Source organism: Pedobacter sp. R-06, assembly GCF_049913135.1.
Classification (GTDB): Bacteria; Bacteroidota; Bacteroidia; order Sphingobacteriales; family Sphingobacteriaceae; genus Pedobacter.
In genome coordinates, this window is sequence record NZ_CP183977.1 from 3,282,959 (window position 1) to 3,296,112 (window position 13,154).

6 protein-coding genes are annotated in these 13,154 nt (G+C 42.8%); all 6 read right to left on the bottom strand.

Translation table 11 applies throughout. The features are described 5' to 3' along the window. Nucleotides 1-466: 466 nt before the first annotated feature. Nucleotides 467-4,099 (bottom strand): sugar-binding domain-containing protein, encoded by a 3,633-nt coding sequence (locus tag ACN9MR_RS13430; RefSeq protein WP_426330176.1) that lies wholly within the window; start codon nt 4,097-4,099, stop codon nt 467-469. A 104-nt stretch (nt 4,100-4,203) separates the two neighbouring features. Continuing rightward, nucleotides 4,204-6,159: a sialate O-acetylesterase gene (locus tag ACN9MR_RS13435; RefSeq protein ID WP_426330177.1), complete on the bottom strand. Its 1,956-nt coding sequence runs from the start codon at nt 6,157-6,159 to the stop codon at nt 4,204-4,206. A gap of 107 nt (nt 6,160-6,266) precedes the next feature. Further along, a complete protein-coding gene (locus ACN9MR_RS13440) occupies nt 6,267-7,520 on the bottom strand; it encodes a glycoside hydrolase family 71/99-like protein (RefSeq protein ID WP_426330178.1) in 1,254 nt (417 codons plus the stop codon). Nucleotides 7,521-7,616: 96 nt separating this feature from the next. Then, nucleotides 7,617-9,884, bottom strand: a complete 2,268-nt coding sequence (locus ACN9MR_RS13445; RefSeq protein ID WP_426330179.1) for a GH92 family glycosyl hydrolase — start codon at nt 9,882-9,884, stop codon at nt 7,617-7,619. Nucleotides 9,885-10,449: 565 nt separating this feature from the next. Next, nucleotides 10,450-11,589, bottom strand: a complete 1,140-nt coding sequence (locus tag ACN9MR_RS13450; RefSeq protein WP_426330180.1) for a TlpA family protein disulfide reductase — start codon at nt 11,587-11,589, stop codon at nt 10,450-10,452. A 19-nt stretch (nt 11,590-11,608) separates the two neighbouring features. Then, complete coding sequence (locus tag ACN9MR_RS13455; protein WP_426330181.1) at nt 11,609-13,147, bottom strand: RagB/SusD family nutrient uptake outer membrane protein; 1,539 nt, start codon at nt 13,145-13,147, stop codon at nt 11,609-11,611. Nucleotides 13,148-13,154: the final 7 nt, after the last annotated feature.

Here is a 13,154-nt window from a genome sequence, read left to right on the forward strand (position 1 = left end):
ACCTACCCCGCTACCACTACTATAAATAGCGACTAAAAACCTAATTAAAAAAGACAATATCAAACTGATTAACATTACGACGCAGCTACTTTAAAACAGGCTAAATTATGCTCACATTACCCTGAACCCTATAGCTGTCTCAGCAATATCAAAACAGCAAGAGCCATATCCTAGAGCAAAATATAGATTCAATTATTGGTCGCCCTGTTGTTAACTAGTTTAACAGAGATGCTCTTCGTAGCGGTAGCTATGGCATAGTCAGGGTTCCCTTTCCTTCAATAACAGTCATTCATTGCCCGTTAAGGGTATACAATACTCAAAACGCCCTCGCATAAGAAATGCGAAGGCGCCGGAATAACAAACGGTATATTAAAGCTTATTTAGCTAATCAAAAAAAGGCATCACAACCTAACAGCAAAACAATTATCAACTATGGTAACCGATACAGACTGCTTCACCCCTAAATTTAGTCATTCAGCAGTGTCCCTAGCATATTCACAAGTAACTTACCGGCGATGGGATCTGTTGTTGCTTTTTCAAACATAATCTCTGATAGGATTGCTGTACCCTTTTCGCTGATCTTAACGATCGGAAAGCCCCTCATTTCATCCATTTTTTTGGTCCGTTCACGGATGTTCCCTTCAAGGTATCCATGGATTTTCAGGAAGGAGGCTAAGGGTTCTACCCCAGTCCCTCTGTTTATTCTGTATGCACTTTTAACTACCAATGGGTTTTCTCTTTTGTTGTTATTGAAGTATCTGGTATCCATCGGCTCAATTCCATCAAAAACAGGTGATTCCGGCACTTCTATAGAGACAATTTCACCGTTCTCTTTAAAAATATTCCGCACCTTGCCAGGAAACAGTGAGCTGGCCAGCCTACCTGAATTCAGCAGTAATAACTTACCACCTGCTGCTACAAATGCATTGATCCTGTCAACCTCAGACGGAGAAGTATTTACAGAATCCAAACCGCTTAAGATCAGAACATCAGACTTCTCCTTAAGGGCATCAATTACGGAATTCACCTTTTTACTTCCTATCCCCAGATCTGCCAAGACAGGTGAAATCCCATCCAACTTGTCAACAAGAACAATATTTTTTCCTTTTAAGCGCCCTACTCCCAGCCATTTCTTATCAGAAAGCAGCAATTCAACCTCATTCTCAGAAACAGTCTTTCCTTTTTCTACTAACTTTAATACAAGTCTGGCATTTATCCTTGAAACCGGCAACGTGTTCGGGATGTTGATTACAGGTTCAATAAATTTACGTCCATAATAGGCAACAGGGGGAACAGCTTCCTTGCCTGCCAGTATTATCTTATCATCCTCACCGCGAACCGACCATTGAAGTTCTGTTTCGGCGAGCTCGGTTCCTTCATCCCTGTCATTAACTATGTAAACCCTCAGGGGCAGTTTAGTTCCTGAATAAAAATGTCTTCCCCACAATTCAGCAGAAACCAAAATGGGTTGAAGCGCTTTTTTCATGGCCGAATAACTTGGGTGTGGCGCAATTTTATCAGCCTGGTAAATATTCTTGAACCAGGTCAATGCTGCAAAATGCAAAATCCCGGCAGCTTTTTCATTCGTTCTCCTGACAGCCTCAGCAGACTCCTTGGTTATAAATGTCTGTGCCTTTAGGAAATATTCAGGATTCGCATATTCGTAAGCATAATTACCAACCAGACTTGCGGGATTCTGATGGACATAGGTATAAAACCTTGTCGGGTGTCCGGTTTCACTTGCATAGCCTGTAGAAAACTCCTGACTGATCAGTGGCCTTCCTGGATTCTTGAACGATTTTTGCCATTCACCTTTAAATTCAGAAAAAATAGATCCATGGTACCAGTTGATATACCAATGGTGGTCATCAATATCTCCATCATCAATTTTATCGAAAAACTCCTTACCGAATTTCTTCTCATTACGGGTATAATTGGAATCGAAACAGACAGGTCTGGTGGGATCAATTTCCCTGATCTTTTTTACCACATCAGATATAATTCCCATTTTAACCTTTGCCCGTTCGAAATCAGGATCATTGTCGTAGAATTTCATTTCATTGTTGACCGTCCAGAACAATAGGGAAGGATGGTTTCTATATTTTTTGATCAGATCAAAAAACTCATTCTTCCAGAGATCGATCAATTTCTGGTCTGGCATACTGCTTTTGATCATCAGCCATGGCCATCCACCTTCATAACTTACCCCGACACCTTTTTGGTCTGATGATGATAGCCACAGCTCATTGTAAGGAGCAGTATGCGTTCGGGTAATCATAATATTTCCATCGTGCATGAGCTTATTGAACTGGTTGGCCAATGCGGTATCATTTGGTGCCAGTGACATTGGAGTATGGTTGCCCCCTCTTAGCCAGTACTGCCGACCGTTCAGATAAAAGAAATCACCTTTTGTTTCGAATGTCCTGAACCCAGATACTATACTTTGCCTATCCAGCTCTTTCCCTGCAACTTTGATTGAAAAATTGAAATTATAGAGATTTGGACTGGCCGGGGTCCACAATAAAGGCTTTAGATTACCAATACTGAAGGTAAATATTTTTTCCTCACCTGCATTCAGTGTCACATCTTCCAGAGCTGAAGCATTATATAACTGTGATTTCTGGGCTACTGCATCTATTGCTGTCACAATTGAAAATTTCCGTGCATCACCAGTGTTGTTTTTAACAGTTACCTCAAAATCAGCGCCCGTCAATTTGGGTTTTATGTAGACATCGGTAATCCTTACCGGTTCTGAAACCACAAGCGCTACGGGCTGCCATATCCCTGCAGGATCATCATTGTAGAAACCGTGGGCCAGATCTTTCAGCATCTTGTTGGTTACAGGAACCGTAACAGCTACATCGGTTACGACATCTGCATCCTTGATATCTTTTACATAGTCTCTTGAAACCTTGACTACCACAAGGTTTTTACCTGGCTTAAGAAGTTTGGTAACATCTATCTTAAACTCGCCGAACATCCCCACATGTGGACTTGAAGCTCTTTTTCCATTTACAAATACTTCAGCAACCTTCGACACAGCATCAAATGTAAGCTCGAGGTACCTGCCACTGATGTTCTCCGGCAACTCGATCCATTGGCGGTAAAAGCCTACATCTGTTCTCTTATAATCAAAGGTATAGCCTTCGCACCTATCGATCTCTTTCTGGTAGTAGTTATCTGACACTCCCTTGCTGGCGGTGTTGTACTTCTCCCCGTGCAGCCATTCCCTATTTGGGTTCCAGAACTGGGGAACCCTCATAATATGCCAGTTCTGATCAGGGTTTGACGGTGAAACTGCATCTGCGGTACTTTTGGTTTCGTAACCCGGACTGAACAGCCAGGAACCATCCAAAGAAATCTTTGTTCTAGAAGGGCCGATATTGTTTACTAAGACAGGTTTATAAGCAGCGCGTTCTTCTTCCCTTTTCCGGTTCTTATCTATCTTTTTCACCTGATATTCTTTTACCGGACCTTTGGAAAAGATATTTGATGAAAGTGGTTTTATTCGCAGGTCATCAAATTCAGTTTCGATCCAGCTTCCCCCAAGGGTAACTTTTCCTTTGGGTGAGAATTCTGTATTCGGATCTTCAACATCAATCCATGGCAGTTCTTCCTTATTTAGGAATACCTTGATACGGCTTCCTGCTATCTGAACCCTGATATCATACCATTTACCCGGAACCAATGGAAAATCAAGATGTCTAAGTGCCAGGTGATCGTCAGTCCCCATATACCCTAATCTTGCCAAATATAGATCATTTTGAATGCCGCCCCTTAGGCCAAGAATATACCTGTCATTTCTGCTTGATGCCCTAAATCCCGACCATATCTGTACTTCGCTTCCATTTGCTGGTGTACGGGCCTTAAAACTAAATTCATAATTGCCCATTTCCTCTCCGCCAAATGACGCATAGGCATCCTTACTTTTTAAAACACCGTTCTCTATTTTTAGCAGGCCTCTATCGGTTTTTTCCAGTTTCTTACCGGGATCACTAAACTGTTCGGTTAAATTGGCACTTGACTGGGCAAATACTGATGTGTTCAATAACAGTATTGTCAGTGTAAGCGTTTCAAGCATGTACTTTTTTATCATCATCGCTTTATTTATTCATTCATTTATCATTTTCAATACCGGCCCTTTATCCAGCTGAGCATATTAAGAAACTTCGTTCTTACTTGGTTGCAGACCAGGAATGTTTTTTACTTTACTCTTTCCCAGTCATCTGTTCTGAATGGAGATGCGGGCAGCCCCTCATTGTTAATAAGGTTACAGCCTTCGGGATTGTCGGCCCAGGCATAGCGTACTGCAACAGGTGCATTGACATCCTTGCTGGATACTTCAATCTGGTTACCGACGATTACTGCATCAGCCCAGTAAAATTTCTTATCGGCACCTGCAAGGGCAAAGTAGCCAGGTGCTTTTCCATCTTTGGTCTTCAGCCCGGCTCCGGTACTGGTAAAACTTAGGATTGCTTTATTGTCTTTTATCCGCATCGATTTATATACAGGTCCAGAGGCAACAAGATTTTTCTCTCCGTAAGCCAGTTTCCTTGCTGCAAGTGCCAGACGCTTACCCACATCCAATTTATCGACCGGATGGATATCGCCTGCTTCCCCGATATCAATACCCACCGCCATAGCTGTATTCGCAGACCTGGAAAGTGTCATAAGTTGTGCTTCCCTTAACTCGGCCCAATCACTCTCTGCCGGCTGTTGAACAGGCTGCCTATAGTTGACCAACTGTTGAAAAATAAATGGGAAATCACCCTGTTTCCATTTTAGCCTCCAATCGGCAATCATTGCTGGAAACAATGTTCTGTATTCGATGCCACGTGAACCGTTATTTTCACCCTGATACCAGATTACCCCTTTGATTGCATACGGGATTAAAGGCGCAATCATGCCATTGTATATAGAAACGCTCAGGTCCTGGGGGTTATATGGTCCCGGAAGCTGTCCTGTCTTTCTACCCAACTCATATTTCCAGTTACCGTCAATTGAAACCTGCTTTGTACCGAAGTCGAGCACCATTGGTTTATTACCTGCGAATCCGCCCGGCCCATTCCAGTTGATGACCCTTACTGCAATGATGTTTTTACCTGCTTTTATAAGTTTGGAAGCAACTGTGTGCTCCCTTGATTTTTCCCTATTTGCATATCCTCCTATCTTGGTTCCGTTGATGAAAGTTTCATCCTCATCATCAACATTTCCAAGCTTCAGAACAGCATCTTTGCCTATCAGATCTTCAGGAACATCGATCTCTTTTCTGAACCATATCACACCAAAGGTATTCGCGAAACCAAATTTCTCGAACATCGTTGGAATGGTGACTGTTTTCCATGATCCATCGTTAAATTCCTGTGATGCCCAGTCAGCACTTCCATCTTTATACCCCTTGTCCTCTGTTTTATTCTTTAGATGCCAGTCAGTGATCGACTGCTGGCGCTGCTTTATCTTGGCGGCAATCTGTGCTGTATCTTTTAACAGCTTAACTTCATTTTCAAACTGGGGAAATGCCTTGATTCCCTCTTCACTGGTCCATGCCTCGGCCTTTGTACCTCCCCAGCTTGCATTGATCAGACCAATTGCCACTTTGTTCTTTTCGTACAGTTCCCTGGCAAAAAAATAAGCCGCAACCGAAAACCCATTTAATATTTCCGGCTTTGCTGATCTCCATCCCGAGGTCTTAAAATTCTCGTTGGGTACAGCACCGGTCACACGGGTTACCAATATCTGCCTGATCTGGTTATTCTCTGATGCAGCAATATCTTTGGCATATAGCACTTTCGCACGGGCGTTGTTAAAATCAAAAACCATATTTGATTGCCCGGAACAGATCCAGACATCCCCTATCATAATATCTTTGATGCGGATCTCTTCGCTTTTCCCCTTGACAGTAAGTTCGTAAGGCCCGCCAGCAGCAGTCGGCTGCATTACGGCAGTCCATTTACCATTATCGTCCGCAGTTGTTTTATATGTTGCCCCTTTAAAGGTAACCTGAACTTCCTCCCCTTTCTCAGCCCAGCCCCATACCGGGATCTTTATATCTCTCTGCAGAACCATATGGTCGGCGACAAGGGCTGGGAGGCGTAATTTTGCAGATACACTTAAGTGTAAAAGCATGAATAGAACAGATAGTTTAAATACTATTTTCATCTTTAGTGATAATTGTTGTTATTCTTCAAAATTCTTGTTAAAATCAACCTGTCACTGGTATACGTCCAGTGGGTTCTGTTAAATCCTTTCTGTACTCTGGCGCTAGCCTATTTACCCTTTGGCGGAGGAATATTGCTCTGGAACGGGACTTCGCCCCTGAGCATCTTGCCCGCAAATCCACTTAGGTACATATAATAATCAGACGGAATATCTTCCTCGGGGGTTAAGAACCGAACATTACCGACCGGAGGATTTTTACTCATTTTAAAAATCGCGGTTCCTTCATCCACTTCGTCAAACATAGCAATATAGATCATCTCCGCACCGTTTTCTATTGCACCCGACAACTGCTTCCAAAAAAACTGTCCCCGGTTTCGCGGAATCTGATCAAATGGAGATCGCGGTCTCATATTGTGCCAGCTGAATCCGGGATATACCACCGGTACATAATCCACCTTATTTTCCCTGCACCATGCAATATCCCTTCTTATCCTCTCCAACATCACAGGAACGCCGGCTTCGGCAAAACGGCCAACGAACCAAGGGTGAATGATATCCGCATTCTTAAAAGTTTCAAGAAGTTCAGGATCCGATTGAGTGTCTCCTTTCAGTTCACGCCACTGGGTAGGAACTCCCAACAGAATCGAACAGCCACCATAAACAGGGTCATTTTTTAAAAAGTCTATGATATACTGCACATTTTTAAGGTTGTACTTGCGGTTATCATTAAAGCCTACACCCCAAAGTGCCACCAGTGGTTTACCATTGTGATAGAGATAATTCTGGTTATTGCCCATATTGGTTATCTTCAGACTGTCCACCAGGTTTTTAAAGTCCTGTATTACCAGTTTTTCATCTCCGTCAATCATTCCGGAAAAGTCATACATCACTGCGACTGCCCTATTATTTTTTGCTGCCGCTTCAAAAGCGGTTGAAAGTACCTTATTATTGTGGTTGAGGCCTTGCCTATACTTAAGATTGGCGACAAAACGCTGGATAAAAACCCCATCGATACCATAGTCCTTCATCCATTTGAAGTGAAGCTGAACGGAAGACCTATCATATGAACTGAACAGATAGGCGGGATCTCCGTTTGCAAGTTTAAATGGGGTTTTATAGGTTTTCCTATACTCACCCATTTCAGGCCATATCTCAACCCCGATCTTCGCCTGTTCAACGCGGCCATAGTGGTTCCAGCCGCGGTCTGCACCATCCCCCTTTGCGTTGAACCAGCCCTGATAGCCGGCCATGACCAAGCCTTTATAACTTGGGAATTTTGATTTTTTAGCGTGCTTTCTCTGGGCGAAACTATATAAAACTGAACAGCAGGCCATTAAAAGCAGAAATATCCTTTTATTCATTTGGTTAAATCTGGTTAATATTAGTTATTTGGGTGGTTGAAAAAAAGAAATCAAATAGAGAGGTTAAGCCGTATCACTTAATCTCCTATTGCTATATTATCTTCTCTGCGTAGTGAAATTTTTCGCTACCCCCCATTCCCTGTTAGGATATGGGCCCATTTCCAGTTCAAGTGTACCGCCATTGACAAGCTGATCGTGGGTAAACCATGGAGTATCCAGTACTTTGCCATTTAATTTGGCACTTTGGATGTATTTGTTCACTACGCTGCTCCCATTGGCATTTACAGTAAAAGTCTTTCCGTTGTCCAATCTGATAGATGATTTTTCAAACAACGGGCTGCCTATGGTATAGACTGGAAGACCGGGCGTAAGGGGATAAAAGCCCAGTGAGGAGAACACCACAAAAGAAGTCATTCCCCCGCCGTCCTCATCTCCCGGAATACCGAATACATTGTCCTTGAACCAGGTATCCAGCAGGAAGCGGATCCTCTTCTGGGTCTTCCAGGGAGCACCCGTCAGATTGTACAGGTATGGAATATGAAAGCTTGGCTCATTGCCCATTGAAAACTGACCAACAAGGCCGGTTGCATCCGGAAGCTTTGCCCAGAAAGCATATTTACTTCTGCCAAGCCCCTCCCTAAAAAGCTGGTCAAGATCATTCTCGAAATTCTTCTCTCCGCCAATCAGGTCAACAAGTCCTTTTAGATCATGCTGTACCTGCCACTTGTAGGTAAAGCCATTATTTTCATCATAATAATCCCTGGCTCCCATTCCTCCGTCAAATTTTGGATCCATCTTGATCCAGTTTCCTTCGCTGTCCTTTGGCATAAACATTCTCTTATCCTTCTCCCATAAATTCTTATAGTTATCAGCCTTTTTGTCAAATAGGCTATAATCAGCGTCTTTGCCAAGGTCTTTTGCCAGCTGACCAAGGGCCCAGTCATCATAGCTCTGGCCAAGGGTAACCGCAACTGCCTGTCTTTTCTCAAACTTATGAACCATCGTGTCGGTCTCTGCCTCACCGATCCTCAGCGATGGAAAATAACCGTTCTTATGATAAAAGTCGTCCAAAGGCCCCTTAGGACCATTTCGCCAGGGCAGCATCGTCGCATCGGTCGAGTTTTTTCTCAATCCCTCATAGGCTTTTGCCACATTATAGTTCTTTAGGCCCTTTCTATAGGCATCAAGAAAAACAACTGTTGAATGGAAACCGTTCATACAGGCATGGTCTCCGAACAGTACGGGAAAGGTAGGCATCCAGCCGCCCTGCTCGTACATGCTCACATAAGAGTTCAACATGTCCTCTTCCTGTGCCGGTGCCAGTATCGTCCTTAAAGGGTGTTGGGCAAGATAGGTGTCCCATGCCCAGTCGTCAGTATAAAAAGGACGGACCGTCTTGTGTACCTTGTTGTCAAAACCGCTGAAGTATTGCCCGTCTTCGGTGATGTCGACCATTCGTTCATATGAACGGTATAAAGAAGTATAAAAGGTCCGTTTCTGAGCCTCGGTCCCTCCTGTAACCGAAATCTTGTTGATTACCTTTGACCAGGCTTCTTCGCCTTTCTGTTTTAATTGTGAAAAATCTGCACCATTGAACTCTTTTAAGTAGTTCTTCTGTGCCTGTTCAGGGCTTATATAGGAAACTGCATAGCTCAGCTCTACACTTCCAGTACCAGCAGCAAACGATGCAAATGCCCTAGCGTTTTTCCCCGAAACAGACTTCTTATCGCTTACTTTCTGGTTTTCCAAAATACCGAAAGACGGCTTCTCATTGAATTTCCCATAAAAATATACTGCGATGTTTCCATGATAGGTTTCTGAACCTATAATCTCGGTATCGGACAATGCCTGAAAGGATCCCGCTCCGTCGTTCAGCAGGCTGAAAAGAATGTTCCTTTCCCCTTTTTCGGGAAAGGAAAACCTAAATATCCCTACTTTGTTGCCCGGCACAAACTCTACCTTCACCTGATCATCTATCAGGTATGTCGAATAATACCAAGGTCTTGTGATCTCAAGATCATGATCATATGTCATTTTCCTCACATACGAATTTGCGGCAATGCGGTTTACAGATGGTTTTATTGCAAATACCTCGCCCAACCTATGGGAAACTACATTCAGTGGGAAGGCTGTAATCTGGTCGGACATATAGTCTTCGCGAAGTGGGAAAACCCTAATCATCTGATTGGGCAATTGTACAGTGGGCCTTGTAGGCTGTAACAAATGGCCAACATTCCCTATTGTAGGATCAATGTATTTTAAGTTACTTTTCCCCGCATCTTGCTGGGAAAATGCCAGGCTTGATGCAAACGACAGGACAGCGCCCAAAAGACCGGCCTTTAAAACTTTTGAAGAAGAAATCATCGTTAATGTGTGTATTTATAATTGGTTAAAAACTTGCTCTTAAATGATCCTGTGACTTCTTAATCCATATAAAAGCTACATACGGATATACATTTTTCATATAGGAGAAGTACCCGGACCATAAAAAGCTGCAAGAACGCATAACGGGCAAAAAAAAGCTTAAAAAAACATTAATTTGGCACTCAACCAAAAAAATAACCAGTTATTGATCAATAAATGATTTTTTCTGCACGAAAAAGGCCCGACCGTGTAGGATGAAAAATTTAGGGACGCTAAAAAGACACATAAATATCTTTTCGCAATAATCAGGTATAAATTTTAATATTTTAGTGAATAAACTTGCAAATCCGATTGTGTTTTCATGCCCTGTTTGATTTGTGGAATAAATAAAGTGATCACCTATCGGATGATAAACCTGTGGTAAACATTGATAAGCAAAAACAGCGGTAAATCCCTAATATCGACTTCCAGTCCTAGATAATCCCTCCGACAAAAGACAAAAAAAGCGGCAAAGAAATCTTCTTTGCCGCTAAAATAAACGAGTAAACTAAAACAATCCGATCAATTACTTTTCATATTCCTTAAGCTCTGCTTCAAACCTGGCAATCGTTTCCTCAAGAATACTTCCCTTGTACTTTCCCTCCTTAAGGGCAGCTTTACCAGTTTCAAGTGCTTTTTTCTGTGAAGCAACAGCATTGACAGTGTCTCCAGCTTTAAAATAACACTTCGCTATGATCTCATATACCAAGGGAGTTACAGCGTTGGGCAACAATAGCGCTTCCTGCATGAATTCACTTCCCATCCTGTAGGCTTCAACTGGAAGCCCGTCCTTCTCTGAGAAAAGTTTGGGAACGGATATGTTCGCCCAGCCCGGAGCTGTCTTATGCCATTCTCTTGCAAAAACAATCGCTTTCTGGATATCTGTTTCTACCAGAGCCTCAAATTTCATGCTTTCAGCACCTCCCTGGTACAATTTATATTTACTTGAGATTTCTGCCATTGATGAGTCGATCAAAACCAATACCTTTTTATAATTCTTTGCCTTTCTCGCCTCTTGGATCGGCTTAAATATTGCGTCCACTTCACTACGCTGTTTTTGTTGATCCTGGCTCTGCTTGTTATAATTATCGCCAAATGCTTTTGAATTATAGGTACCTGCAACAACCTGGGCCAGAATGGGCTCTAGGCTCATAGGGTGACCGATCCATGCGATCTTTCCATCCTTGATCAGGAATGTTGCTGGTATCCCTCCCAGACCGGCGGCTGTCATCCAGTTATTGGCCATATCCTGGTTGTTGTTGTCCATTGCTACATTATAGTCCATATCTTTGCCCATCTGCTTCACAAAACTGATCACGGCGGGCAGTTCTTTTTCCTGAGGCTGTCCTTTTTTTTCCCAGATATCAACGCCGGTGAATGTAACTTTACCTGCATATTTCCTTGCCATTTCAGAAAGATGGGGCATTGCTGCTTTACAGGGACCGCACCATGTGGCCCAAAACTCCATTACATAAACCTTATCCTTTTCAAAAGATTCAACAGGATTTCCTTTGACCCATTTAAAAACTTTGACAGGTGGTGCCGGATCACCGACCTTAAGCGTGGTTTTATCCTGCCCCAGTACCTGAAGTACTGTTAGCATGGAAAGGATCACCAATCCTGTTTTTTTTAAAACACTCTCTCTATAATTTATCTTGATTTTCATATTACTGTTATTTAAAAATTTAATAGGTATTCTGTTTGATCCCCCCATTACTGGAAGAGATCTCAAAATTGTTGATCGGCAATGCATATTTCCTTGAATTTTTATCAAGTGTATAGGTAATGGGAGCCTTGGTTTTATCAACGGCTGTAGCAGTGAAGGGATAGAACGTTTTGGTTATCGTTACATCATCATTGGGATCCTCATTGTTATTATATCTGCGCAAGTCATTCCAGCGCTGAACGAAGGGAAGTTCCCTACGACGTTCATCCAAGATTAGTTTTATTGCTTCTGTTTGGGTACCAGCGCTAAGGTTTACCCAGGTTCCCGGTGTCATACGTTTGGCACGGAGAAGATTCACTGTTGACAGCCCAGCATTAAAATCGCCCAATCTTGCCTGACATTCTCCCTTTATCAGGTACATCTCCGCGGTTGAAGGACCGCTTGGAAGGCCTGAAATGTAGAAATATAGATAGCCTGTGGCATCATAGTTTATTCCTAAAAGATAGGATAAATGTTCAACGAAATTGTATTTATAACGCAGATCATGAACCGTATCATACATTGCCATGAGCCCCGGACTTGGTAAATAGGAAGTTCCATCAAGGTAACGTGAATACAGTTGTTCCTTCCAACTGATCCTGTATGTATAATCAGTTGGGGAAGTCGTAAACTGGTTAGGGAACTGAATTGTCGAGGCTCCAACCCCTGGTATATTTATCGGATAGACCAGTCCATTGGACATTTCCGTGTTAAAATCCACTAAGGCACTATATTCCGTAAGTGCAGAACTGGCATATTCCAGCGCTTTCTGATAATTATTCTGGTTAAGATAAAACCGCGCCAAAAATCCATTGACCCCAGCTGTACTCGCTCTCCAATGTCGTGCTTTTCCGCTCTGCATCAAGGTCTGCTTAATTTTAAGTGCTTCCTGGAGATCGGCCTCAATGAGTTTATACGTGTCCGCAAGCGTGGCCCGATCAAGAGGCTGTTCAAAGCTGGTAGAAGTTTTTAATGGCAGGCCCGGTTCTGCTAAATTTTTAGCGACATAAGGCAGACAATAAACATTTGCAAGGTTCCAGTAGCTATATGCCCTTATAAAATGGGCTTCCGCCTGTAACCTCGCTTTATCTTCATCGCTGCCCGTTACTTTGGGAAGTTCTTCTAGTACCATATTCGCTCTAAAAATCTTTCCATACTCACCAGGCTTAAATCCGTCACCACCCCAAAAATCATCTCTTTGTGCATTGGCCAGATTGGTATAATCCCAAAGGGTAGCCTGTAGGCTCACCAATCCTGCACCCGAATAGATTGCTGGAACAGCATCATACATTGGCATACTGACTAAATTATCGTCAGTTGCAAAGAGACTGGCTTTATTGGGTTCGGGCCAAAAATCTCGATAGGCCGAGAGTATTTCATCGAGCTGGGCGGTCGTTGTAACCGGTATAGAAGACGTTTTTGAGGGGATTTCATCCAGAAACTTCTTACAGGAAGTCAATGCGGTCACAATTACTATCAGCAGGCTCATTTTCAAGCCGAGGTTATATATTGCTTTCATAATCAAA

Bases quoted from the DNA above. Each gene is read 5' to 3' on its own strand.
- ACN9MR_RS13435 (WP_426330177.1), bottom strand. From the start codon at position 6,159: ATGAAAATAGTATTTAAACTATCTGTTCTATTCATGCTTTTACACTTA.
- ACN9MR_RS13450 (WP_426330180.1), bottom strand. From the start codon at position 11,589: ATGAAAATCAAGATAAATTATAGAGAGAGTGTTTTAAAAAAAACAGGA.
- ACN9MR_RS13455 (WP_426330181.1), bottom strand. From the start codon at position 13,147: ATGAAAGCAATATATAACCTCGGCTTGAAAATGAGCCTGCTGATAGTA.
- ACN9MR_RS13440 (WP_426330178.1), bottom strand. From the start codon at position 7,520: ATGAATAAAAGGATATTTCTGCTTTTAATGGCCTGCTGTTCAGTTTTA.
- ACN9MR_RS13430 (WP_426330176.1), bottom strand. From the start codon at position 4,099: ATGATGATAAAAAAGTACATGCTTGAAACGCTTACACTGACAATACTG.
- ACN9MR_RS13445 (WP_426330179.1), bottom strand. From the start codon at position 9,884: ATGATTTCTTCTTCAAAAGTTTTAAAGGCCGGTCTTTTGGGCGCTGTC.